Annotated in this window: 24 protein-coding genes; 13 read left to right on the top strand and 11 right to left on the bottom strand. The window is 58.5% G+C overall.

Annotation, left to right across the window (positions count from 1 at the left end; translation table 11 throughout):
• The first annotated feature begins 72 nt into the window (after positions 1-72).
• On the top strand, positions 73-1,236 hold the full coding sequence (locus CKW21_RS06120; RefSeq protein WP_095193102.1) for an efflux RND transporter periplasmic adaptor subunit: 1,164 nt from the start codon (positions 73-75) through the stop codon (positions 1,234-1,236).
• Positions 1,236-4,268 (top strand): multidrug efflux RND transporter permease subunit, encoded by a 3,033-nt coding sequence (locus CKW21_RS06115; RefSeq protein WP_095193101.1) that lies wholly within the window; start codon positions 1,236-1,238, stop codon positions 4,266-4,268. The genes CKW21_RS06120 and CKW21_RS06115 overlap by 1 nt, the downstream gene beginning before the upstream one ends.
• A gap of 174 nt (positions 4,269-4,442) precedes the next feature.
• Here CKW21_RS06115 and CKW21_RS06110 read toward each other — a convergent pair whose 3' ends face one another.
• The 5 genes from CKW21_RS06110 to colR all read right to left on the bottom strand — a co-directional run bounded on the left by CKW21_RS06110 (position 4,443) and on the right by colR (position 8,171).
• Complete coding sequence (locus CKW21_RS06110; protein WP_095193100.1) at positions 4,443-4,667, bottom strand: hypothetical protein; 225 nt, start codon at positions 4,665-4,667, stop codon at positions 4,443-4,445.
• A gap of 2 nt (positions 4,668-4,669) precedes the next feature.
• Positions 4,670-5,383, bottom strand: a complete 714-nt coding sequence (locus tag CKW21_RS06105; protein ID WP_095193099.1) for a lipopolysaccharide kinase InaA family protein — start codon at positions 5,381-5,383, stop codon at positions 4,670-4,672.
• A gap of 4 nt (positions 5,384-5,387) precedes the next feature.
• On the bottom strand, positions 5,388-6,056 hold the full coding sequence (locus CKW21_RS06100) for a class I SAM-dependent methyltransferase (protein WP_095193290.1): 669 nt from the start codon (positions 6,054-6,056) through the stop codon (positions 5,388-5,390).
• 158 nt (positions 6,057-6,214) lie between these two features.
• Positions 6,215-7,498, bottom strand: a complete 1,284-nt coding sequence (locus CKW21_RS06095) for a HAMP domain-containing sensor histidine kinase (RefSeq protein ID WP_095193098.1) — start codon at positions 7,496-7,498, stop codon at positions 6,215-6,217.
• A complete protein-coding gene (colR, locus tag CKW21_RS06090) occupies positions 7,488-8,171 on the bottom strand; it encodes a two-component system response regulator ColR (protein ID WP_095193097.1) in 684 nt (227 codons plus the stop codon). Before colR ends, CKW21_RS06095 begins: the two co-directional genes overlap by 11 nt.
• A gap of 218 nt (positions 8,172-8,389) precedes the next feature.
• On the opposite strand from colR, the gene CKW21_RS06085 reads away from it, so the two are divergent.
• Positions 8,390-9,133, top strand: a complete 744-nt coding sequence (locus CKW21_RS06085) for a phosphatase PAP2 family protein (protein WP_095193096.1) — start codon at positions 8,390-8,392, stop codon at positions 9,131-9,133.
• A gap of 195 nt (positions 9,134-9,328) precedes the next feature.
• Here CKW21_RS06085 and groL read toward each other — a convergent pair whose 3' ends face one another.
• The 4 genes from groL to CKW21_RS06065 form a co-directional block, all read right to left on the bottom strand.
• On the bottom strand, positions 9,329-10,975 hold the full coding sequence (gene groL / locus CKW21_RS06080) for a chaperonin GroEL (protein ID WP_095193095.1): 1,647 nt from the start codon (positions 10,973-10,975) through the stop codon (positions 9,329-9,331).
• A gap of 49 nt (positions 10,976-11,024) precedes the next feature.
• Entirely contained in the window at positions 11,025-11,318 is a 294-nt protein-coding gene (locus CKW21_RS06075) for a co-chaperone GroES (RefSeq protein WP_007985847.1), read from the bottom strand.
• 248 nt (positions 11,319-11,566) lie between these two features.
• Positions 11,567-12,043 (bottom strand): FxsA family protein, encoded by a 477-nt coding sequence (locus CKW21_RS06070; RefSeq protein ID WP_095193094.1) that lies wholly within the window; start codon positions 12,041-12,043, stop codon positions 11,567-11,569.
• Positions 12,044-12,109: 66 nt separating this feature from the next.
• Positions 12,110-12,841, bottom strand: coding sequence for a HugZ family protein (locus tag CKW21_RS06065; protein ID WP_095193093.1), 732 nt, complete (start codon positions 12,839-12,841; stop codon positions 12,110-12,112).
• A 163-nt stretch (positions 12,842-13,004) separates the two neighbouring features.
• On the opposite strand from CKW21_RS06065, the gene CKW21_RS06060 reads away from it, so the two are divergent.
• Positions 13,005-13,763 (top strand): SDR family oxidoreductase, encoded by a 759-nt coding sequence (locus tag CKW21_RS06060; RefSeq protein ID WP_095193092.1) that lies wholly within the window; start codon positions 13,005-13,007, stop codon positions 13,761-13,763.
• A gap of 127 nt (positions 13,764-13,890) precedes the next feature.
• Here the strand turns inward: CKW21_RS06060 and apbC are convergent, their stop codons facing one another.
• The gene (gene apbC, locus CKW21_RS06055; protein WP_095193091.1) at positions 13,891-14,985 is read right to left on the bottom strand and encodes an iron-sulfur cluster carrier protein ApbC; all 1,095 of its coding nucleotides are present in this window, start codon (positions 14,983-14,985) and stop codon (positions 13,891-13,893) included.
• 366 nt (positions 14,986-15,351) lie between these two features.
• Here apbC and metG point away from each other — a divergent pair, with 366 nt between their 5' ends.
• From metG to CKW21_RS06015, 8 genes are all read left to right on the top strand, one after another.
• Entirely contained in the window at positions 15,352-17,403 is a 2,052-nt protein-coding gene (gene metG, locus CKW21_RS06050) for a methionine--tRNA ligase (protein ID WP_095193090.1), read from the top strand.
• 143 nt (positions 17,404-17,546) lie between these two features.
• Positions 17,547-18,116, top strand: coding sequence for an electron transport complex protein RnfA (locus CKW21_RS06045; RefSeq protein ID WP_095193089.1), 570 nt, complete (start codon positions 17,547-17,549; stop codon positions 18,114-18,116).
• Positions 18,113-19,129 carry an electron transport complex subunit RsxB gene (gene rsxB / locus CKW21_RS06040; protein WP_095193088.1) on the top strand — a complete coding sequence of 339 codons (1,017 nt, stop codon included), beginning with the start codon at positions 18,113-18,115 and terminating at the stop codon, positions 19,127-19,129. Before CKW21_RS06045 ends, rsxB begins: the two co-directional genes overlap by 4 nt.
• Positions 19,116-20,102 carry an RnfABCDGE type electron transport complex subunit D gene (locus tag CKW21_RS06035; protein WP_095193087.1) on the top strand — a complete coding sequence of 329 codons (987 nt, stop codon included), beginning with the start codon at positions 19,116-19,118 and terminating at the stop codon, positions 20,100-20,102. The genes rsxB and CKW21_RS06035 overlap by 14 nt, the downstream gene beginning before the upstream one ends.
• Entirely contained in the window at positions 20,099-20,710 is a 612-nt protein-coding gene (locus CKW21_RS06030; RefSeq protein ID WP_095193086.1) for an RnfABCDGE type electron transport complex subunit G, read from the top strand. The genes CKW21_RS06035 and CKW21_RS06030 overlap by 4 nt, the downstream gene beginning before the upstream one ends.
• Positions 20,703-21,290 (top strand): Rnf-Nqr domain containing protein, encoded by a 588-nt coding sequence (locus tag CKW21_RS06025; RefSeq protein WP_095193085.1) that lies wholly within the window; start codon positions 20,703-20,705, stop codon positions 21,288-21,290. The genes CKW21_RS06030 and CKW21_RS06025 overlap by 8 nt, the downstream gene beginning before the upstream one ends.
• Before the next feature lie 25 nt (positions 21,291-21,315).
• The gene (gene nth, locus CKW21_RS06020; RefSeq protein ID WP_095193084.1) at positions 21,316-21,954 is read left to right on the top strand and encodes an endonuclease III; all 639 of its coding nucleotides are present in this window, start codon (positions 21,316-21,318) and stop codon (positions 21,952-21,954) included.
• A gap of 106 nt (positions 21,955-22,060) precedes the next feature.
• The gene (locus CKW21_RS06015; protein ID WP_095193083.1) at positions 22,061-22,240 is read left to right on the top strand and encodes a PA3496 family putative envelope integrity protein; all 180 of its coding nucleotides are present in this window, start codon (positions 22,061-22,063) and stop codon (positions 22,238-22,240) included.
• A gap of 90 nt (positions 22,241-22,330) precedes the next feature.
• Here CKW21_RS06015 and CKW21_RS06010 read toward each other — a convergent pair whose 3' ends face one another.
• On the bottom strand, positions 22,331-22,957 hold the full coding sequence (locus CKW21_RS06010; RefSeq protein ID WP_095193082.1) for a response regulator transcription factor: 627 nt from the start codon (positions 22,955-22,957) through the stop codon (positions 22,331-22,333).
• Between the two features lie 540 nt (positions 22,958-23,497).
• Here CKW21_RS06010 and CKW21_RS06005 point away from each other — a divergent pair.
• On the top strand, positions 23,498-24,178 hold the full coding sequence (locus tag CKW21_RS06005) for a hypothetical protein (RefSeq protein ID WP_095193081.1): 681 nt from the start codon (positions 23,498-23,500) through the stop codon (positions 24,176-24,178).
• The last annotated feature ends 61 nt before the right edge of the window (positions 24,179-24,239 follow it).

Genomic DNA, 24,239 nt, shown 5'->3' with positions numbered 1-24,239 from the left:
GTTGGATTCCCCTTCCTACTCGCGGTAATGTTCCCCCCTGTCTCACCTGATTTACTCCAAGGAACTGGAAATATGCTGCGTCGCCGCATGCTGATCATGTTGGGTGTTGTTCTGCTGATCGTGCTGGTGCTGGCCGGGTATAAAGCCTTCTCCATCTACACGATGATCCAGGGCTTCTCCGCGCCGAAGCCACCCATCAGCGTCGCCGTGGCCACGGCTACCGAACGGCCCTGGCAAGCTCGCCTGCCCACCGTAGGCACCCTCAAGGCGTTGCAAGGCGTGGACCTGAGCCTGGAGGCCGACGGCACCGTCGTCGATGTGCAGTTCGAGTCAGGGCAGAAGGTCAAGGCCGGTCAACCCATCGTCCGGCTCGACAGCGCCGTTGAAAGTGCCTTGCTCGAAACCGCCCTGGCCGACCTCGGACTGGCCCAGGTGGATTACAGCCGTGGCAGTCAACTGGTGGGCAGCCAGGCCATTTCCAAGGGTGAGTTCGATCGACTCTCGGCGGTACTGAAAAAGAGCAAGGCCACGGTCAATCAACTCAAGGCTGCCCTCGGCAAAAAAAGCATCCTCGCCCCCTTCAGCGGCACCATCGGCATTCGTCAGGTGGACGTCGGCGACTACGTGGCCACCGGCACCATGATTGCCACCCTCCAGGACCTCAGCAGTCTGTACGTCGACTTTTTCGTACCTGAACAGTCCGTGCCGAAGATTGCGGTCGGCCAGCCGGTGCAGATCATAGTGGCGGCTTTTCCGACGGAGACGTTCCCCGGCACCATCAGCGCGATCAACCCGAAAGTCGAGAACAGCACGCGCAACGTGCAGGTCCGCGCAACCCTGGCCAACCCCGACGGCAAGCTGCTGCCGGGAATGTTCGCCAGCCTGCAGGTCATTTTGCCCGACCCGCAGCCACGCATCGTCGTGCCTGAAAGCGCGATCACCTACACGCTCTATGGCAACTCGGTCTATATCGCCGCCCAGAAAAAAGCTGAAGACGGCAGCGTGGAAAAAGACGACAAGGGCCAACCTGTCCTGATCGCCGAACGGCGTTTCGTCGAAACCGGCGAACGCCGTGATGGCATGGTGATGATCACCAAAGGCGTGCAGAACGGTGAAATTGTGGTGACCGCCGGCCAGATCAAACTGGACAATGGTGCGCACATCGCCATCAGCGACGACAAGACCCTGGCCGAGAAAAACGGCCAGCCCCGCGCTGACGGATCAAGGAACCCCTGATGGCTTTTACTGATCCGTTCATTCGCCGCCCGGTGCTTGCCACCGTGGTCAGCCTGCTGATCGTGCTGCTGGGCTTCCAGGCCTGGAGCAAGTTGCCGCTGCGCCAGTATCCACAAATGGAAAACGCCCTGATCACGGTGACCACCGCGTACCCGGGGGCCAACGCCGAAACCATCCAGGGCTACATCACCCAACCGATGCAACAGAGCCTGGCCAGCGCCGAGGGCATCGATTACATGACCTCGGTCAGTCGCCAGAATTTCTCGGTGATTTCGATCTATGCGCGCATCGGCGCCAATAGCGATCGCCTGTTCACCGAACTGTTGGCCAAGGCCAACGAGGTCAAGAACCAGTTGCCTCAGGACGCCGAAGACCCGGTCCTGAGCAAGGAAGCTGCCGACGCCTCGGCGCTGATGTACATCAGTTTTTTCAGCAAGGAATTGAGCAACCCGCAGATCACTGACTACCTGTCGCGGGTGATCCAGCCGAAACTGGCGACCCTGCCGGGCATGGCCGAAGCCGAGATTCTCGGCAACCAGGTATTTGCGATGCGCCTGTGGCTGGACCCGGTGAAGCTTGCCGGTTTCGGCCTGAGTGCCAGCGACGTGACCAACGCGGTACGCCAATACAACTTTCTCTCCGCCGCCGGCGAAGTGAAAGGCGAGTATGTGGTCACCAGCATCAACGCCAGTACCGAGCTCAAGTCCGCAGAAGCGTTCGCGGCGATCCCGCTCAAGGTCGATGGCGACAGTCGCGTGCTGTTGCGTGATGTCGCACGGGTGGAGATGGGTGCGGAAAACTACGACACCATCAGTTCCTTCGGCGGCACGCCCTCGGTGTACATCGGCATCAAGGCCACGCCGGGCGCCAACCCGCTGGACGTGATCAAGGAAGTGCGCAAGATCATGCCGGATCTTGAAGCCCAACTGCCGCCGAACCTCAAGGGTGAAATCGCCTACGACGCCACACTGTTCATCCAGGCCTCGATCGATGAAGTGGTGAAAACCCTGTTCGAAGCGGTGTTGATCGTGATCGTGGTGGTCTTCCTGTTCCTTGGTGCGCTGCGGTCGGTGGTGATCCCGGTCGTCACCATCCCGCTGTCGATGATCGGCGTGATGTTCTTCATGCAGATGATGGGGTATTCGATCAATCTGCTGACGCTGCTGGCGATGGTGCTGGCCATTGGTCTGGTGGTCGATGACGCCATTGTTGTCGTGGAAAACATTCACCGTCATATCGAGGAAGGCAAGTCGCCGCTGGATGCGGCCATTGAAGGCGCCCGGGAAATCGCCATGCCGGTGGTATCGATGACCATCACCCTGGCGGCAGTGTATGCGCCGATCGGCTTCCTGACGGGGCTGACGGGGGCACTGTTCAAGGAGTTCGCCCTGACCCTGGCCGGGGCTGTGGTGATCTCCGGCGTCGTGGCCCTGACGCTGTCGCCGATGATGTGCGCCTTCCTGCTGCGTCACGATGAAAACCCCACCGGCCTGGCCCATCGTCTCGACCTGATTTTCGAAGGCCTCAAGCGCCGGTACCAACACCTGCTGCACGGTACCCTCAACACCCGACCGGTGGTGTTGGTCTTTGCCGTCATCGTGCTGTGCCTGATTCCGGTACTGCTCAAGTTCACCAAGTCGGAACTGGCACCGGATGAGGACCAGGGCATCATTTTTATGATGGCCAACGCCCCGCAACCAACCAACCTCGACTACCTGAACACCTACACCGACGAGTTCATCTCGATCTTCAAGGCGTTTCCCGAGTACTACTCCTCGTTCCAGATCAACGGCTTCAATGGCGTGCAATCGGGCATCGGCGGCTTCCTGCTCAAGCCCTGGAACGAGCGCAGCCGGACCCAGATGCAGATCCTGCCCGACGTTCAGGCCAAGCTGGAGAGCATTCCCGGGCTACAGATTTTCGGCTTCAACCTGCCGTCGTTACCGGGCACAGGTGAGGGTCTGCCCTTCCAGTTCGTCATCAATACCGCCAACGATTACGAGTTGCTGCTGCAAGTGGTGGACCGGGTGAAAAAACGCGCGATGGAATCCGGCAAGTTCGCTTTCGTCGACGTCGACCTGGCCTTCGACAAACCCGAAGTAGTGGTGGATATCGATCGTGCCAAGGCTGCGCAGATGGGCGTGTCGATGCAGGACCTGGGTGGAACGCTGGCGACCTTGCTCGGCGAAGCGGAGATCAACCGGTTTACCATTGAAGGCCGTAGCTACAAAGTCATTGCCCAGGTGGAGCGACCCTTCCGGGATAACCCTGACTGGCTGAACAATTACTACGTCAGGAACATCCAGGGTGAATTGCTGGCCCTGTCGACACTGATTACCGTGACCGACCGGGCGCGCCCACGGCAATTGAACCAGTTCCAGCAACTCAACTCGGCCATTCTTTCCGGGGTACCGCTGGTCAGCATGGGCGAAGCCATCGACACCGTGCGCCAGTTCGCCCGTGAAGAAGCGCCTGTAGGGTTTGCCATCGACTACGCCGGCGCATCACGGCAATACGTGCAGGAAGGCAGCGCCTTGTGGGTCACCTTTGCCCTGGCATTGGCGATCATTTTCCTGGTGCTGGCTGCGCAGTTCGAAAGCTTCCGCGATCCGCTGGTGATTCTGGTGACCGTGCCGCTGTCGATTTGTGGCGCGTTGCTGCCGCTGTTTCTCGGCTGGTCGAGCATGAACATCTACACCCAGGTCGGATTGGTGACACTGATCGGGTTGATCAGCAAGCACGGGATTCTGATCGTCGAGTTCGCCAACCAGTTGCGCAAGGACAAGGGCCTGACACCGCGCGAGGCCGTGGAGGAAGCCGCGGCTATTCGCCTGCGTCCGGTGTTGATGACGACCGCTGCGATGGTATTCGGCATGGTACCGCTGATCATCGCCACGGGGGCCGGGGCGGTCAGCCGGTTCGATATCGGTACCGTGATTGCGACCGGGATGTCGATCGGCACGCTGTTTACGTTGTTTGTGTTGCCATGCGTTTATACGTTGTTGGCAAAACCCGATAAGCCGTTGCACTGATAACCTGTGGGAGCGAGCCTGCTCGCGAATGCACTGAAACAGTCGGCACGAACGTGACTGATACACCGCATTCGCGAGCAGGCTCGCTCCCACATGTGATCTGCGACATGCCTGAAATCGCGCAACAAAAAAGGCCTCGCATCAGCGAGGCCTTTTATTTGGGCTTCAATATTTTCAACTTTGCGGCCTCAATCCTTGAGACAGTCCGAAGATGAACAGCAATAAATCATGATCGGGCTGAGTGGCCACGGATGCCTTGGCGACCCGTGGCAGGGGGCAATGGTCGCCACTCACTGAACTAAGAACTTGCGTGCGTGGCTGCTCCCAAGCTGCCACCGCGAGTGAAGCAACTGCCAAGGCTCCTACTAAAAACAAACCTCGCGCAACTTCAAGTTTCATTGCTATAAACCTTTGATGGCGCTGCCAAACGCCGTCTTGTAAAAATAGACGAGCTTTTCCCAGTCCGTAGGGCTGAACGACGAGTGGCGACGCAACTGCTTCAGGTCGTGAACGGCCGCCTGCCGTGCGCTCAAACGCTGCCGGCATTTCTCCAGATCAATCAGCGCTATTTCGACCTTGGCGGCCTCGCGTTCACCGGTCACGCGCACGAACACATGCTTGGTATAGAGGCAACTGTGCTGCCAACGGCCCTTGTGCATGCGCGCCAGGTTCTCGGCCAATTCCTTCAACACCCGATCGTGCAGCGCTTCACCGTGACGCTCACGCTCACCAGACGCGTACCAGTGTTCGAGTTCCAGGAAACCATCCAATGATTTGGTCACCAGCAATGCGCGCCATTTGTGCACGGGATCGCGCTGTGCACCGCAGAAAACGATTTCCGGGACACCCACGCCGAGCTGGCCGACACCGATGAGGGCGTCACGCTCGCGCAACACTGTCGGCCGCCCGACCGGATGCAACAGGCTGCGATAGGTGTGCCCGGTCTGACGCTTGGCATAGAGCAGCTGGCCATCACTGCCCACGACGCGCTCTACGCCACTTTCTCCTCCGCGCCGGACATTGGGTTCTTCCACCCATTCACCGCGCTGATTCCAGAAATAGTCGAAGCAGTCCTGGGAAACGACGTCCGATCCTGCTGCACACTGCACTGCCATCCTGTTACCTCTTGCGTAATACGTAAACCCGCCACATGGCATAGAGCGGTAAAAAGTCCAGACGTTCCTGAATACGGAAACCCGCCTCTTCAAATTCCTGTTCTACCGTAGCAGCAGGTAACACAAATCGGTTTTGGTAACCGACTTGCCCACGCGTGCGTTCGAGACGCTTGCGTTTCCAGGCCTTGAAATTGCCATCCACCCACAGTGACAGGATCACGCTGTCGCGGGTGACGCGCTCGAATTCGCGCAGAATCACCCGTCGATGCTCGGCTTCACCGATGTGATGGAGCAAACGCATGCAGAAAATGCTGTCGACGGCGTTATCAGGCAAGGCGATGTCGAATGCAGAAGTGTGCAAGGGTTGTACCCGTTTCACCACATCGGCCGGCTGCGCCTGCGTGGCTATCTTCAACATCGACTCGGAGTTGTCGGCGCCGATGATCACCCGATTGGGTTTTTCCGCCAACAAGGGCCAGAAACGCCCCGCACCGCATGGCAGATCGAGTACCAGACCTGGCTCGCCAACCAGCGTCAGCGCCTTTCGCGCCAGTTGCTCGTCACGCCAATGGGACAGTTTACGACTGACGCCATCCTGATGTTTGAGCAGGTACTGCTGTGCGTGCTGGTCGTCGTATTTCTCGGAAAAATCAAGTTTGATCGGGGCGGCCATCATCAAGGTCTCCTGTACTTCTGATGACGACCACCTTAGGTAGCGTCGTGTCAGTGTCAGGTCATGCCTTTGTGAAAAAATTGTCATGTAAAACCCCGAATCGTTTCGAGGTTTTACATGACTAGGCCACCGATCAGGATTGCCCTTCTTCAGGTCGCTCAGCTCACCCGCGACCTAGACAGTTCCACCTGAAAACGACAGCCATGGGGTTCCATGTTGGTCAGGCTGACGCTCCAGCCCTGGTTTTCACAGATTCGTTGCACCAGCGACAATCCCAGGCCCAAACCCTCTCCGCGCTTCTCGTTGCCGCGCACGAAAGGCTCGAACATCGCCTCGCGCTTCTCTTCGGGAATACCCACACCGCTGTCCTCGACCATGAAACCGCTGTCTGACAGGCTCAGGCGAATGAAGCCCTGCTCTGTGTAGTGCAGTGCGTTACGCAACAGGTTACCCATGACCGCATGCAGGAATGTCGCGTTGAAGCGCGTGTCGTGCGGCTTGCCCGGCTCGATAATCAGTTTCAGCCCTTTGGCCTCGATCGGTGCACGCCATTGACTGATCAACCCGTCGGCCACCTCACCCAGCGTTTGCTGTGGCGACATGCCTGCGTCTTCGCGCTGTGCCCGGGCCAGCATCAGGAAGGTTTGCACCAGATCGCGCATTTCTTCGCTGGCGCGAGCGATTCGCTCAACCTGAGCGCGACCACGCTGATCAATACCGGGGTTTTCCAGCAGCAGTTCGCAGGAACTTGCAAGCACCATCAACGGCGTGCGCAACTCGTGGCTGACGTCACTGGTGAACATCCGCTCCCGGGTCAATGCCTGGCGTAGGCGTCCCAAGGTAGCGTCGAAGGCTACCGCCAGTTCGCCCACTTCATCAGCCGCATAATCCGGCGCCAGTGGCGGCGCCAGCCCCAGCAACTGGTCGCGATGACGCACCTGCCGGGCCAGTCGTACGACCGGTGCCATGACCTTGCGCGCCAGGACCCAGCCGAGAAAAACCGCCAGTGCCAGGCTGAGCACGAAGCCCACCAGCACCACGGCAAACAGTACTCGTTCGCGCTCTTCGAAGTCGCTCTGATCCTGAAGCAGTACGTAGCGTCGACCGTCGACGATTTCGACCATGGCGTGATACGACAGCTGCTCGCGGAACACCTCGTGAAACCCCGAATCCAGGTGCCGCAGATCCTTGGGCAGTTCAAAATCGCCCGGCCCACCGCTGAAATAGAACAGCTGGTCCGGTTCGGGGCGATGGCTCCAGTCCGAGACGTTATCCATCAGCAACAAGCGCTGAAGATCGCCGCCCAAACCTGCGGAAATCAATTTTTCTTCCACCAGGTGCACGGTCGCCACAATGCCCATGGCAAAGGCACCCGCCACCAGTGCGCTCATGAGCGCAAAGGCAATGATGATCCGTTGAGCGAGGCTCTGTCTAAACTCCATCACGCCCCTCTGCCAAGCGGTAACCCACACCGTGCACGGTGTGCAGCAACGGTTTGGCGAACGGTTTGTCGATCACCTGGCGCAGCTGATGCACGTGGCTACGCAGGCTGTCGCTGTCCGGGCAGTCATCGCCCCACAGCGCCTCTTCGAGAATTTCACGGCGCAATACGTGAGGACTTTTCTGCATCAGCACTGCCAGCAACTTCAGGCCCACCGGGTTGAGTTTGAGCAAGCGGCCTTCGCGGGTGACTTCGAGTGTATCGAGGTCGTAGATCAGATCGCCGACTTGCAAGGTGCGGCGACCACCGCCCTGGGACCGGCGCATGACGGCTTCAACCCGCGCCGCCAGTTCAGACAAGGCGAAAGGTTTGATCAGGTAGTCGTCGGCACCGGACTTGAAGCCCTGCAACCGGTCGTCCAGTTGATCGCGAGCGGTGAGCATGATCACCGGCGTATCACGGCGGGCATCTTCGCGCAGGCGTTTGCACAAGGTGTAGCCGTCGATGCCGGGCAGCATGATGTCGAGCACGATCAAATCGTAATGTTCGGTGGCCGCCAGGTGCAGGCCAGACAAGCCGTCTTGCGCGCAATCCACGGTGTAGCCTTTGAGCCCCAGATAATCGGCCAGATTGGCCAGGATATCGCGGTTGTCTTCAACCAATAAAATTCGCATGGGCACCTTCTCCGTACACGGTAACGGCCGTCTTGGCCCGCGCAGCTTAAGGCCAAGTGTGGCTCACGGCTAGGATTGCGTGCAGCGCTCAATGAGGTGGAAAAGCCTGCCCGGGGCTTAACGACTTTTTCACTTTCGGTTCACGGGCCGGCGACAGGATCGGGTTCACACTTCGCGCGGTTGCGCTCTTCAGTCACATCACCGACCCAGGAACTGCCATGGTTTCGACCTCCATCCGCCCCGCTTCCCGCCCGCTCAACGTTTGGCTGTGCCTGGGCGTACCCGCCGTTGGGGCCATCCTTTTGATCCTGCTGGAATTGACCTCGCTGGATATGGACCTGGCCAAACTGTTCTACGACCCGGTCGCAGGAGGCTTTATCGGGCGACACAGTTACTTCCTGGAAACCGTCCTGCATGACCGTGCCAAGCAAGTGGTCATTGCCTTCTCGGTGTTGGCCATTCTCGGTTTTGTCGGCTCGTTCTTCATGGCCAGGCTCATGCCGTTCAAGCGAGAGCTGGGCTGCCTGGTGCTATCCCTTGGCCTGGCGACGTCCTTTGTCACCCCCATGAAAGCGGTGACGGCAGTACAGTGTCCGTGGAGTCTTGAACAGTTCGGTGGTCACGAAACCTACAGCGAATTGCTCAGCCCGCGCCCTCCCACAGAGAAACCCGGGCGCTGCTGGCCTGGCGGACACGCCGCGACCGGTTTCACTCTGTTTGCGCTGTTCTTCGTCTTGCGCGACCGTCGTCCGCGACTGGCCCGCGCGGCGTTCGTCTTTGCCTTCGCTCTGGGTTCGGTGTTTTCCATCGGGCGGATGATGCAGGGGGCGCACTTTTTCTCCCACAACGTGTGGACGGCGGTGTTCTGCTGGTTGATTTGTCTGGGGGCTTATTACTGGATTTTGTATCGGCCCGGTGCAAAAACCGAAATCGTGGCCAAAGCACAACCAGTTAGCACCTGAAACGCAGATTGAAAATGTGGGAGCGAGCCTGCTCGCGAAGAGGCCGGAACATTCAATACTTATATCGCCTGGCACACCGATTTCGCGAGCAGGCTCGCTCCCACAATGGATTGAAGTGGCCATCAAAATACGGGCAATAAAAAACCCCGCCTGCTTTCGCAGGGCGGGGTTTTCAGTACAGGGGGTAAGGCTGGCTTACATCATGCCGCCCATGCCACCCATGCCGCCCATGTCTGGCATGCCGCCACCAGCACCGCCGTCTTTTTTCGGTGCATCAGCGACTGCTGCTTCGGTGGTCAGGATCAGACCGCCGATCGAGGCTGCGGCTTGCAGAGCCGAACGGGTTACCTTGGTTGGGTCCAGGATGCCCATTTCGATCATGTCGCCGTATTCGCCAGTCGCAGCGTTGTAGCCGAAGCTGCCTTCGCCGTTCTTGACCTTGTCGACAACCACGCTTGGCTCGTCGCCGGAGTTGGCAACGATCTGACGCAGCGGCGCTTCAACAGCGCGACGCAGTACAGCGATACCTACGTCCTGATCGGCGTTGTCGCCTTTCAGTTCGGTCAGTGCTTCCAGAGCACGGATCAGGGCCACGCCACCGCCAGGCACCACGCCTTCTTCAACGGCTGCACGGGTAGCGTGCAGGGCGTCTTCAACGCGGGCTTTCTTCTCTTTCATTTCAACTTCGGAGCCAGCGCCAACCTTGATCACTGCAACGCCGCCGGACAGCTTGGCCAGACGCTCTTGCAGTTTTTCACGGTCGTAGTCCGAGGAAGTCTCGGCAACCTGGGCACGGATCTGAGCAACACGACCTTCGATGTCAGTATGAACGCCAGCACCGTCAACGATAGTGGTGTTTTCCTTGGACAGGGTCACGCGCTTGGCGTTACCCAGGTGCTCCAGGGTGGTGCTTTCCAGGCTCAGGCCGATCTCTTCGGAGATGACGGTACCGCCGGTCAGGACGGCGATGTCCTGCAGCATGGCCTTGCGACGGTCGCCAAAGCCTGGTGCCTTGACGGCTGCGACTTTAACGATGCCACGCATGTTGTTCACAACCAGAGTCGCCAGGGCTTCGCCTTCAACGTCTTCGGCCACGATCAGCAGTGGACGGCCGGCTTTGGCAACGGCTTCCAGCACTGGCAGCATTTCGCGGATGTTCGAGATCTTTTTGTCGACCAGCAGGATCAGCGGGCCGTCCAGCTCGGCGACCATGGTCTCCGGCTTGTTGACGAAGTACGGGGACAGGTAGCCACGGTCGAACTGCATGCCTTCAACGACCGACAGTTCGTTTTCCAGGCCCGAGCCTTCTTCAACGGTGATCACGCCTTCTTTACCGACTTTTTCCATGGCTTCGGCAATGATGTCGCCGATGGAGTTGTCGGAGTTGGCGGAGATGGTACCTACCTGAGCGATAGCCTTGGTGTCAGCGCATGGCTTGGACAGGGCTTTCAGCTCTTTGACGATCGCGATGGTCGCTTTGTCGATACCGCGCTTGAGGTCCATCGGGTTCATGCCGGCAGCGACGGCTTTCAGGCCTTCATTGACGATCGATTGAGCCAGAACGGTAGCGGTGGTGGTGCCGTCGCCTGCGTCATCGTTGGCACGGGAGGCAACGTCTTTGACCAGCTGCGCGCCCATGTTTTCGAAACGGTCTTCCAGTTCGATTTCCTTGGCTACGGAAACGCCGTCCTTGGTGATGGTCGGAGCGCCGAAGCTCTTCTCGATGATCACGTTACGGCCTTTCGGGCCCAGGGTCGCTTTTACTGCGTCAGCCAGGACGTTGACACCGGTGAGCATTTTCTTGCGGGCGGAATCGCCGAATTTAACTTCTTTAGCAGCCATGATCGATATTCCTTAAATACTTTGTAGTAGCGGGAAAATGAGCGGGGAATCAGCCTTCGATAACAGCGAGGATTTCGTTCTCGCTCATTACCAGCAGGTCTTCGCCGTCGACTTTCACAGTGTTGCTGCCGGAGTAAGGACCGAACACAACCTTGTCGCCCACTTTTACGGACAGTGCACGCACTTCACCGTTTTCCAGTACGCGGCCGGTGCCGACAGCGAGGATCTCGCCGCTGTTGGCTTTTTCAGCAGCCGAACCTGGCAGGACGATACCGCCAGCGGTTTTCTTTTCTTCTTCGCTGCGACGGATGACGACGCGGTCATGCAGAGGACGAAGCTTCATTGTCGATCTCTCCTAATTGTGGTTTTCATCGGCCGGTGTAGTCCCGGCGGGTTTAACAAAGTCCGGCGGTGCCGGGTGCGGCTCGACAAGCGAGACGCGGAAGTCTGTCTGGCGTGATTGCCAGAAACCTTGCGGTGACCGATACATAAGGGCGCATAAGCTTATTACAAGGGGCGGGGAGCAAAAAAATTTCAGGTTAATGCCCCGCAAACGAACACGGCACCCGAAGGTGCCGTGTCGCTGTGACGTTACTTGGTATCGCGATGTTCGAACTCGCCTTCGATCACGTTGGGCTCGCGGCCCAGCGGTTCACGCGGCGCGGGACCGCCACGGGACTGGAGGTCCTCGGCGAATGCACGTTGGCGGATCGCTTGCTCCTCGGCACGCCGGCGCATTTTATTGGCCAGCAGGCGACGGCTGATTGGCAGCAGCATGACCAGGCCGATCACGTCGCTGATGAAACCCGGAAGGATCAACAGGCCACCGGCCAATGCCAGCATCAGGCCTTCGAGCATGGTCTGCGCAGGCAGCTCGCCACGGTTCAGGCTTTCACGGGCACGCAGCGCCGTGGCCAGACCGGCGATCCGCAGTACGAACACGCCGAACATCGAGCCGAGAATGATCAGCAGCAGGGCCGGGAAAAACCCGATAGCCCCTGCCACCTTGACGAATACGAACAGCTCCAACACCGGAAACAGCAGAAAGAGCAACAAAAAAGGGCGCATCAAATGGTTCCTCAACGCAAGAATGCCTTGCCAGTTCACCTTAGATGACGTCGCCGTTTCGTGAATTCAAGCGTCGGCCACTTCATTTTTCGGCCAATGCTCGGCGTGGGCCAGAAAAACCAAGGCTTCGCGAACTTGTGTCGGCGTATTACATGGAGCCTGGAACGGCAGCCAGTAGATGCCCTGGCCGATCCGCAGGTGCATGCCTTCGGTATCGATACCGACCATTTGCGCCGGCGCGGTTTTCGGCAGCCCCGCCAGGTCGACGTAATGGGCAATGGCCTTGGCGTGATCGGCGTTCATGTGCTCGACCATGCTCACTTCGGCCTTGCCGGCGAAGGGATTGGCCAAGGTCAGGTCGTTGACCCAGTGAATGGCGCCGAAACCTCCGATGTAACGGTGACGCACCGGTTGCAGTACCCAGAAATCGAAATCATGGGCCTTGTGATAGTTCTGCGAATCCGGGAAGTAGCGGTAGTAACGCTCGGCGGCGGCTTCGATGGCGGCCTCGTCCTCGATCTGGTGCGCCTCTGCCAGGTAGGTCAAGCGACCGACAGCTTGCACATCTTCGGCTCCACGCTCGCCGACGAACAGCGAGCACTTCGGGTCTTTCTGCAAATTGTGGGTGTGCTGGGCGATACGGCTGATCAGGATCAACGGCCGGCCCTGCTCGTCCAGACAGTACGGAACCACGGAACCGAACGGAAAACCGGGCATTGCCTTGGAGAGCGTCGACAGGACTCCGCGGTATTCCTTGAGCAGCAATTCTCGGGCATGCTTGGCAACTTCAACGCTCAATTTATGACTCCTTATATAGAATCCGTCAGAAAAACGGACGGGCGACTGGTGAAAGTCCCAGTACGCCATCGGGGCAGTTCTCATGTGCAGCCAGGCCATGTCAGGCGCAGATCGAGAGGCTCTCTACAAGGAAACCACTCAGAACTGCTACCGGGGCATGCGAATGCAACTCACTGACAAAGTAATCATTATCACCGGCGGTTGCCAGGGTTTGGGCCGTTCCATGGCCGAGTATTTCGCCGCCAGGGGCGCGAAGCTTGCGCTGGTGGATCTCAACCAGGAAAAGCTCGATGACACCGTGGCCGCGTGCAAGGCCAAGGGCGTCGAAGCCCGCGCCTACCTGTGCAACGTGGCCAATGAAGAGCAAGTGACCCACATGGTCGCCCAGGTTGCCGAAGACTTCGGCGCGATCCACGGCCTGATCAACAACGCCGGCATCCTGCGTGACGGGCTGCTGCTCAAGGTCAAGGATGGCGAGATGACCAAAATGAGCCTGGCCCAGTGGCAGGCGGTCATCGACGTCAACCTGACCGGCGTGTTCCTGTGCACCCGTGAAGTCGCGGCGAAAATGGTCGAGCTGAAGAACAACGGCACGATCATCAATATCTCGTCGATTTCCCGCGCAGGCAATGTCGGCCAGACCAACTACTCCGCCGCCAAGGCCGGTGTCGCCGCCGCAACCGTGACCTGGGCCAAGGAACTGGCGCGCTACGGCATCCGCGTGGCCGGTATTGCACCGGGCTTCATCGAAACCGAGATGACCCTGGGCATGAAACCCGAAGCGCTGGAGAAAATGACTTCGGGCATTCCGCTCAAGCGCATGGGCAAGCCGCAAGAGATCGCCCATTCGGCGGCGTACATTTTCGAGAACGACTATTACACCGGCCGGATTCTGGAAATGGATGGCGGGTTGCGCATTTAAATCCCGACCTAAAACGAATGTGGGAGCGAGCCTGCTCGCGAAAGCGGTCTATTGGTCACCATCGAGGGTGGCTGACAGGACCTCTTCGCGAGCAGGCTCGCTCCCACAGGGGCTGTATTTCAGTGAATCAATCGTCGCTGATGGTGATGTTCGGCATCGCCGGCGTCGCCGCTTCCTGCAATACGATCCGCGCACCGACATGGCGGGCCAGTTCCTGGTAAACCATGGCAATCTGGCTGTCCGGCTCGGCGATCACCGTCGGTTTGCCGCCATCGGCCTGCTCGCGGATGACCATCGACAGCGGCAACGAGGCCAGCAGTTCGACGCCGTACTGGTTGGCCAGTTTCACGCCGCCGCCCTCACCGAACAGATGCTCGGCATGTCCGCAGTTGGAGCAGATGTGCACGGCCATGTTTTCCACCACGCCCAGCACCGGGATGTTGACCTTGCGGAACATTTCCACGCCCTTGCGTGCGTCGAGCAAGGCCAGGTCCTGCGGTGTGGTGACAATAACGGCACCGGCCACCGGGACTTTCTGTGCCAGGGTCAACTGGATGTCACCGGTACCCGGCGGCATGTCGATGACCAGGTAATCCAGGTCGCCCCACGCGGTTTGGGTCACCAGTTGCAACAAGGCGCCGGAGACCATCGGCCCGCGCCACACCATCGGCGTGTTGTCGTCGGTGAGGAAGGCCATGGACATCACTTCCACGCCATGGGACTTGAGCGGAACGAACCATTTCTGATCCTTGACCTCGGGACGGGTGCGCTCAGGTATACCGAACATGATGCCCTGGCTCGGGCCGTAGATATCCGCATCGAGAATCCCGACCTTGGCGCCTTCGCGGGCCAGGGCCAGCGCAAGGTTGGCGGCGGTGGTGGATTTGCCGACGCCACCCTTGCCTGAAGCCACGGCCACCACGTTCTTGACGTTGGCCAGGCCTGGAATCTGCGCCTGGGCCTTGTGCGCGGCAATAACACTGGTGATATCAACGCGGGCAGTTGTCACGCCGTCCAGGCCTTCGATGGCCATTTGCAGCATCTGTGCCCAGCCGCTCTTGAACAGGCCGGCGGCATAGCCCAGCTCAAGCTGAACGCTGACGCGGTCACCCTGAATGTCGATGCTGCGCACGCACCCGGCGCTGACCGGGTCCTGGTTCAGGTAAGGGTCGGTGTATTGGCGAAGGACGGCTTCCACCGCTGCGCGATTGACGGCGCTCATGGGCAACTCCGATAGCAAGACTGGAAAATCAGGTGGGTATCCTAACCGTTCCGCACCCAAGTCGGCATGCCTGAAGATCATTTGTTGCGAACGCATTCTGTGGCGAGGGAGCTTGCTCCCGTACGGTTGCGAAGCAGCCGTAATCCAGTTGACGCAATTCTATTGCCGGAGCCGGACTGCAAGGGTTGGGGCGGCTTCGCCACCCAGCGGGAGCAAGCTCCCTCGCCACGAAAACCTTCTTGCACCAAGAAAACCTGTCGCCACTTTAGTAAAGGACGATACATCTGGAATCTGGCCAGAAAGGTGAAAAATATGCGCCGGCGCTTTATAGTGGCCGACCTCCGTTTCATCAAGTAGCCGAGCCCCATGTCCGAGCCACGCAAGATCCTCGTCACCAGCGCCCTGCCCTATGCCAATGGTTCGATTCACCTCGGCCATATGCTGGAATACATCCAGACCGATATGTGGGTGCGCTTCCAGAAGCACCGCGGCAACCAATGCATTTATGTCTGCGCCGACGACGCCCACGGTTCTGCGATCATGCTGCGCGCGGAAAAGGAAGGCATCACCCCGGAACAACTGATCGCCAACGTCCAGGCTGAACACAGCGCCGACTTTGCCGAGTTCCTGGTGGACTTCGACAACTTCCACTCCACTCACGCCGAAGAAAACCGTGAGCTGTCGAGCCAGATCTACCTGAAGCTGCGCGACGCCGGGCACATCGCCACGCGTTCGATCACGCAGTATTTCGACCCGGAAAAGAAAATGTTCCTGGCCGACCGCTTCATCAAGGGCACCTGCCCGAAATGCGGCACGGAAGACCAGTACGGCGACAACTGCGAAAAATGCGGTGCGACCTACGCACCGACCGACCTGAAAGATCCCAAGTCGGCGATCTCCGGCGCCACCCCGGTGCTCAAGGATTCCCAGCACTTCTTCTTCAAGTTGCCGGACTTCCAGGAAATGCTGCAGGCCTGGACCCGCAGCGGCACCCTGCAAGACGCCGTCGCCAACAAAATCGCCGAATGGCTGGATGCCGGCCTGCAACAGTGGGACATCTCCCGCGATGCGCCGTACTTCGGCTTTGAAATTCCAGACGAGCCGGGCAAGTACTTCTACGTGTGGCTGGATGCGCCGATCGGCTACATGGCGAGCTTCAAGAACCTCTGCAACCGTACGCCGGAGCTGGACTTCGACGCGTTCTGGGGCAAGGACTCCACCGCCGAGCTGTACCACTTCATCGGCAAGGACATCGTCAACTTCCACGCCCTGTTCTGGCCAGCCATGCTCGAGGGCGCGGGCTACCGCAAGCCGACCGGCATCAACGTGCACGGCTACCTGACCGTCAACGGTCAGAAAATGTCCAAGTCCCGTGGCACCTTCATCAAGGCCCGGACCTACCTGGATCATCTGTCGCCGGAATACCTGCGCTACTACTACGCGGCCAAACTGAGCCGTGGTGTCGACGACCTCGACCTGAACCTCGAAGACTTCGTGCAGAAGGTCAATTCCGACCTGGTCGGCAAGGTTGTCAACATCGCCAGCCGTTGCGCCGGTTTCATCCACAAGGGCAATGCCGGTGTCATGGTCGACACCAACGCCGCGCCGGAGCTGACCGAAGCCTTCCTGGCCGCCGCGCCTGGTATCGCCGATGCCTACGAGGCCCGCGACTTTGCCCGCGCCATGCGCGAAATCATGGCCCTGGCCGACCGCGCCAACGCCTGGATCGCCGACAAGGCACCGTGGTCGCTGAACAAACAGGAAGGCAAGCAGGATGAAGTCCAGGCCATCTGCGCCACCGGCGTCAACCTGTTCCGCCAGCTGGTGATCTTCCTCAAGCCGGTGCTGCCGCTTCTGGCTGCCGATGCCGAGGCATTCCTGAACGTCGCGCCATTGACCTGGAACGATCATACGATCTGGCTTGCCAACCATCAGCTGAACGAGTTCAAGCCGCTGATGACCCGTATCGACCCGGTTAAAGTGCAGGCCATGACCGACGCTTCGAAAGAAGACCTGACCGCCAGCCAGACCGACACCGGCGAAGCTGCACCCGCCGGCAACGGCGAACTGGCCAAGGATCCGTTGTCCCCGGAAATCGAATTCGACACCTTCGCTGCGGTCGACCTGCGCGTTGCCCTGATCGTCAAGGCCGAAGCTGTGGAAGGCGCCGACAAGCTGTTGCGCCTGACGCTCGACATCGGTGACGAACAGCGCAACGTGTTCTCCGGGATCAAGAGCGCCTACCCGGACCCGTCCAAGCTCAATGGTCGTCTGACCATGATGATCGCCAACCTCAAGCCTCGCAAAATGAAATTCGGCATCTCCGAAGGCATGGTGATGGCGGCCGGTCCTGGCGGTGAAGAAATCTATCTGCTGAGCCCTGACAGCGGCGCCAAGCCTGGTCAGCGGATCAAGTAAGGCACGGCGGCAAAGCGATCCCACAGTCGTGCCTGGCGCGCCTGTGGGATTTTCATGTCTGGCCCACCCTCCGCCCTTGCCGGATAATGCCTAAGCTTTTCCAGACAGCGGTGTTAAACAACTCCGTCCTTGCCGGCACGATCATGACCGAAACACTGCTCACGCTTATCAGCACCGCCCTGATCAACAACCTCGTGTTGCATTGGCCGCTGGGTGTCGATCCGCTGCTGGGCAGCGAACGTCGGCAAGTCCATGCCCTGGGCGTGGCGACGACCTGCCTGATGCTGATTGTCGGCCTGCTCGGTTATGCGCTCTATCATTGGCTGCTCATCCCGCTGGAATTGACGTCGCTGCGTCTGTTCGTGTTCCTGCCCCTGAGCGTGCTGCTGATCGGTCCTCTGTTGAAGGGCTTGTCCCGGGTATTTTCGACGCTGTCGTTTGAAGGTCTCTGGCCGCTGCTGCTGGGCAACGCCGGCGTGCTCGGGGTGGCGCTTCTCGGCATTCAGGGTGACAAAGGCTTTTTTGCTGCCGCAGCCCTGAGCCTGGGCGGCGGGCTGGGGTTCTGGCTGGTGCTGAGTCTGTTCAACGACCTGCGTCAACGCACACTCGATAACGATGTTCCCCTGCCCTTTCGCGGCTTGCCGATCGACCTGATCGGCGCCGGCCTGATCGCAGTGGCCTTTCTCGGATTCAGCGGACTGATCAAAACATGAGTCTGATTCAACGCATCGACGCTCTCTTGCCGCAGACCCAATGCGGCAAGTGCGGCCATCCCGGATGCAAGCCCTACGCTGAAGGCATCGCCAACGGCGAGCCGATCAACAAGTGTCCACCGGGCGGCAACGAAACCATCAACGCCCTGGCCGAACTGCTGAAGGTACCGGTGCTGGAACTGGATCTCAGCCGTGGATCCGCCCCGGCACAGATTGCGTACATCCGCGAAGCCGAGTGCATCGGTTGCACCAAGTGCATCCAGGCCTGCCCGGTAGACGCCATCGTCGGCGCGGCCAAGCTGATGCACACGGTGATTATCGACGAATGCACCGGTTGTGACCTCTGCGTGGCGCCATGCCCTGTGGATTGCATCGAAATGCATCCGTTGCCGATGGCCACCGTGCTGCCGATTGTCGGTGGCCTGGCGTTCAGCCTGGAAGAACAACGGGCCCGCGCCGCCAAACGTAATCACGCACGACGCCGTTTCGAGCAACGCAACGCCCGCCTGCTGCACGAAGAACAACAAAAAGCCGCCGAGCGCCAGGCCCGTGCGCAACGCGCCGCCCAACCCGCGCAAGTGGCGCTTGACCCGGTGCAAGCCGCCCTCGAACGCGTCCGCGCACAGAAAGCCGCCAATGCCGATGCGGCGCTGAAGAAAGCCAAGATCGATCTGGCAATGAGTCGGGCGCAACTGACCAAGTCACTCAAGGCTTTTGGCCATCCGCCGACCTTCGAACAACAGTCGCAGTTGATCGCTCTGCAACAGCAATTCGAAGCCGCCGAGCAAACCTTGGCACAACTGGAAAGCGCAACGCCGCCGTCCCCGACACCCGCTACGGTTGCTGCTCCACCGAAGAATGCCGACCTGAATCGGGCGAAGATCCAGTTGGCCATGCGCCGCGCGGAACTCAAAAAAGCCCAAGCCGCCGAGGCGCCCGCCGAGCAGATCGAAACCCTGGAACGTGCCGTCAGTGAAGCCGAACGCCAGGTGGATGCCTATGCAACCCCTTGAGTCGGTCGACGAACGCCTTCAGCAGGCCATGAAACTGGTTCTACTGGCTACGTTGCCAGGGATGCTGGCGTTGTTCTGGCTATACGGCTGGGGGGTGTTGATCAATCTGATGCTGGCAGGCGCCAGTGCACTGGCCGCTGAAGCGGCGGTACTGCAATTGCGCAAGCGCCCCCTCAAACCGACCTTGAGCGATGGCAGCGCCCTCGTCAGTGCAACCCTGTTGGCCCTGGCCTTGCCACCCTATTGCCCGTGGTGGCTGACGGTGAGTGCTGCCGCGTTTGCCATGGTGTTCGGTAAACACCTGTATGGCGGTGTCGGAAGTAATCCGTTCAATCCGGCGATGCTTGGTTTTGCTCTGGTAATGGTGGCTTTTCCGCAACAGATGACCCACTGGCCGGCGTCCCACGGTTTGAATCTGACGGGCGGGTTACATCAAGTGTTCGGTTTCGCTCCAACCCCGGATGCGTGGGTTGGAGCCACGGCACTGGACAGCCTGCGGATCAATAAAAGCCTCACCATGGACGAACTGTTCTCGGCCCATCCGGCGTTTGGTCATTTCGGTGGTCGCGGTGTGGAATGGGTGAACCTGGCCTTTCTCGCGGGTGGCGCGTTTCTACTGCAACGACGCGTGTTCAGCTGGCATGCGCCGGTCGGCATGCTCGCCAGCCTGTTTATCATCAGTCTATTGTGCTGGAACGGCTCGGGCTCCGATTCCCACGGCTCACCGCTGTTTCATCTACTGACCGGCGCCAGCATGCTGGGAGCGTTCTTTATCGTTACAGAACCGGTGTCCGGCGCCAAAAGCCCTGGCGCACGACTGCTGTTCGGCATCGGTGTCGGGCTGCTGACGTATCTGATTCGTACGTGGGGCGGCTACCCGGACGGCGTGGCTTTTGCGGTGCTGTTGATGAACCTCTGTGTGCCGGCGCTGGAGCGGTTTGTCGCGGCCAGACAGCAGCGGATGGCATCATGAACCGAGCTTCGAGCGTTGCCGTCCTGACATTACTGGCCGTCCTCGGAGTCGGCCTGACCTGGTTCGCGCAGCACAGCAGCGAGCCACGGATCGCGGCGGAGCAACGCCTGATCGACAGTCGTAACCTGCTGGACCTGCTACCGCCCGGCAGCTACGACAATCAGCCTCTGGATCAAACGCTCACACTCGAAAAAACAGCACTGGGCAACAGCACACTGCTGACGGGCTACCGGGCAACCAAGGCCGGGCAGGCGTATGCCGTGCTGCTGCGCAGCCAGACCCTGGGTTACGCAGGCGCCATCGAACTGCTGATCGCCGTCGACGCTAACGGGAGGCTGATTGGCATCAAAACTCTCAAGCAAGCGGAAACACCGGGGCTCGGCGCACGGATCGCCGACTGGCCCAATGCCTGGCTTCAAATGTTTTCCGGCAAGTCCCGAACCGATCCGGTCGACAACGGCTGGGCCTTGAAAAAGGATCAAGGGCAATTCGACCAGATTGCAGGCGCGACAATGACTTCCAGAGCGGTGATAAACGCCACCCATGACGCGCTGCGCTACTTCGATGAGCACCGACAACAACTGCTTGGGAGCCCTTCCCATGAGTAAATCATTACTGTTGCAGCATTCACTGATGCTCGCGCCGCTTATCGGCGCCACCGGTTCACTGGTGAGCGCGCTTGGCCTGTGGCTGATGTTCATCGTGGTGATCAGTGTTTTTGGGCTGGGCATGAATGCACTGCGCCCGCGCTTGCATGCGGCGACGCATTTGCCGGCAAGCGTGCTGCTCGCCGCAACGCTGACCAGTTGCGCGGAACTCGGGGCGCAAACCTGGTCGTTGCAATGGCATCAACAGGTGGGAATCTATACCGCCTTGATTGCATTGCAATGTGTCGTGCTCGACCTCACGGGTTTCTTCCAGAGCAGTTGGCGCGATCGCCTGCGCCTGTGCGGCCTGTTCGGTGCATTGATGGTGGGCCTGGGCGTGCTGCGCGAACTTATTGGTAACGGGACTCTGGGTAATCATCTACCGTGGCTCGCTGCTGCGACGCAAACGGATTGGCGCGGCTGGGTGCTGACCGCCGACGGAGGCTTGCGCCTGGCCACACTGGCCCCTGGTAGCTTCATTTTGCTGGGGTTGCTGGTCGCCGCATGGCAGGCCTGGCAGCGCCCGACACCTTCACACTGACCGCTTTCGAGGAATCGCACTGCCCATGAATGCCGCAAAACGTCTGGAAATTTTCCGCAGGCTGCATGAAGACAACCCGGAACCGAAGACCGAACTGGCCTATTCCTCACCGTTTGAACTGCTGATTGCGGTGATTCTTTCGGCGCAATCGACCGATGTCGGCGTCAACAAGGCCACGGCAAAACTGTTCCCGATAGCCAATACCCCTGCGGCAATCCATGCCCTGGGTGTCGAGGGCCTGTCGGAATACATCAAGACCATCGGCCTGTTCAACAGCAAAGCGAAAAACGTGATCGAGACCTGTCGCTTGCTGGTGGAACGTCATGCCGGGGAAGTGCCACAGACCCGTGAAGAGTTGGAAGCCCTGCCAGGCGTGGGCCGCAAAACTGCCAACGTGGTACTCAATACCGCATTTCGCCAGCTGACCATGGCCGTGGACACCCATATTTTCCGAGTCAGTAACCGCACCGGCATTGCGCCCGGCAAGAATGTGGTCGAAGTCGAGAAAAAACTCATGAAGTTCGTGCCCAAGGAGTACCTGCTCGACTCCCACCACTGGTTGATCCTTCACGGTCGCTACGTTTGCCTGGCCCGCAAGCCCCGGTGTGGCAGTTGCCGCATCGAAGACTTGTGCGAATACAAGCACAAGACCTCCGACGATTGAGCCACTATTGGATTTATTGATTCGTCGATTGAAAAAATCTTTTTTACCCGCCGGGAGATTGTCGATATAAGGAGCCCCAAAGGCCTTCTTAGCCTGGAGTAACTAAATGAGCACTGGCAAAGAGCAATTGGACGTAGATGAAGAATTCACTGCCGTTGAGGCTGATGATGCCGAACCTGTGGTTGAAGTAGCGAAAACCAACCTGAGCAAACGGCGTACCATCGACAATCTGCTGGAGGAGCGCCGACTGCAAAAGCAATTGGCCGATTACGACTTTGATTTATGACACCTGAAAGCCTCCCGAAACGGAGGCTTTTTACTGTGTGCCGAACCGCGATAAATGCCCGTTCATCACCTATGGTCGCCCCGGAAAAAATCACACTAGCCCATTGCGCTGAGCCAGTTCGATCAGGTCTACCAGGGAGCGTGCATTGAGCTTCAGCAACAGGCGCGTCTTGTAAGTACTGACGGTCTTGTTGCTGAGAAACATCCCATCGGCAATCTCCTTGTTGGTCTTGCCCCTGGCCAGCTGTTGCAAGACCATCATTTCCCGCCCTGACAGGCGATCCACCATATCGGCTTCACTGGCGTTCCCGAGACTGGCGCGCACGGTATGTAAAGCCTGATTGGGGAAGTAGCTGTAACCGGACAAAACCGCTTTTATCGCACTGAGTAACTCCGTGAGATCCTGCTGCTTGCAAACATACCCCGCAGCCCCCGATTGCATGCAACGCATGGAAAAGTGTCCGGGAGCCTGGGAAGTCAATATCAGCACTTTCATGGGCATTGCCGCTGATGCAAGACGCGCAATAACTTCCAGCCCGTCCAGTTTCGGTATTCCGATATCCAGAATGACAATATCCGGCATGTGTTCGCGAGCAAGTTGCAATGCATCCACGCCGTTATCGGTTTCTGCAACAACTTCGTAGCCATGACGCTCCATTAGCATACGTACCGCAAGACGAATGACGGGGTGATCATCCACGATCAGCACTTTATTCATGGGCAAGTCCAATTTTCGCTGTTCGAATTTTTAGAGCCAGCACAATAGCCTAGTCGTTTCACCCATGGCATGCCGCCCCCCCCAACGACCTGCACCAAGAGACATTCCCTACAAGAATCGCGGATTAGTCCTACAAAACACCCTCGAACACAACGCGAAAAAAATTGTATCCGCGCGAGCAAATTACGCTTTACAACATTTTTAGTATCAACTTGCAACTTAAAAACAAAAACCAAAATCCAGCAAACAACATCCAAATGGACACTCGACACTAAAATTCAACTGACGTCACCCACTAAAACACTCACACCAGAAATATCACACATCGAGCACCCATTTACTCTTACAGCAAAAAATTCCAGATAGATAATTATTATCAAACCAACAGCATCAAACCACCGACCGAAAAAAACAAAATAAACATGACTTACAGCCAACACGAAGACATTAAAGACAAATGAATGGCGTAACATAACTCTCAATAACGCGCATTACATCTCAATCTGAACGAGAAAACACACAACACGACGAGTAACAGGAATGAACAAATTTAAAAAAAGAATAACCAACCCCATGACAATAATCGCGACATTCGCAACGCTGTCTGAAACATCGGCAGCGATCTCTCTTCCGTTCCTGGACAATCAGGAAAGAGAGATATATGTCTGGTTTCTGATCAGCTTCCCCTTTTATCTACTGTTCCTTTTCTTTGCCACACTCAACTTCAATTACCGATCTCTGTACTCACCTTCTGATTTTGAAAAGGACGAGCATTTTCTGAAGGCCATGAACGAGGCGCAGACACAGGAAAACAATGCTTCGGTAAATGACTTGCGGCCAGCCGCCTCTCCCGGCAGTGCACAGGCTCCGCCAGACGAAACAGGGTTGCAGCCTCCGCTCCATATTCGCCTGCCCGAATTACTGAGGGATCTGCACATCATCGATACACGCCGGATGAAAAACAAACCCGAACTCAGCGCTTCACTGGAGAAGATACAAAGGACACAGGAAAAGCGGCCGCGCGTCATTTTGTTTCTTACCGGTGCGGAATCGGAAAAATTACTGAATGGACGTGTACTCAAATATTTCAAACAGACAAAAAAACGCGGCAGCGCCCATTTCTGTGTGGCTTATAACTTGAGTTCGCAGGGGATGACTGTCATGGACCCCGATTGCCGACTGACACACAACGCTCAGCAGCAGGATAGGTCCGATCAGTGAGAGGCAGACGGGAAGGTATCTATCAGGTCAAACGTGAATCGTTGTATCGCACATTTAAAAA

The sequence above is a fragment of the Pseudomonas sp. Irchel 3A7 genome (assembly GCF_900187565.1).
Classification (GTDB): Bacteria; Pseudomonadota; Gammaproteobacteria; order Pseudomonadales; family Pseudomonadaceae; genus Aquipseudomonas.
This window is presented reverse-complemented; position numbering and strand designations above follow the sequence as displayed.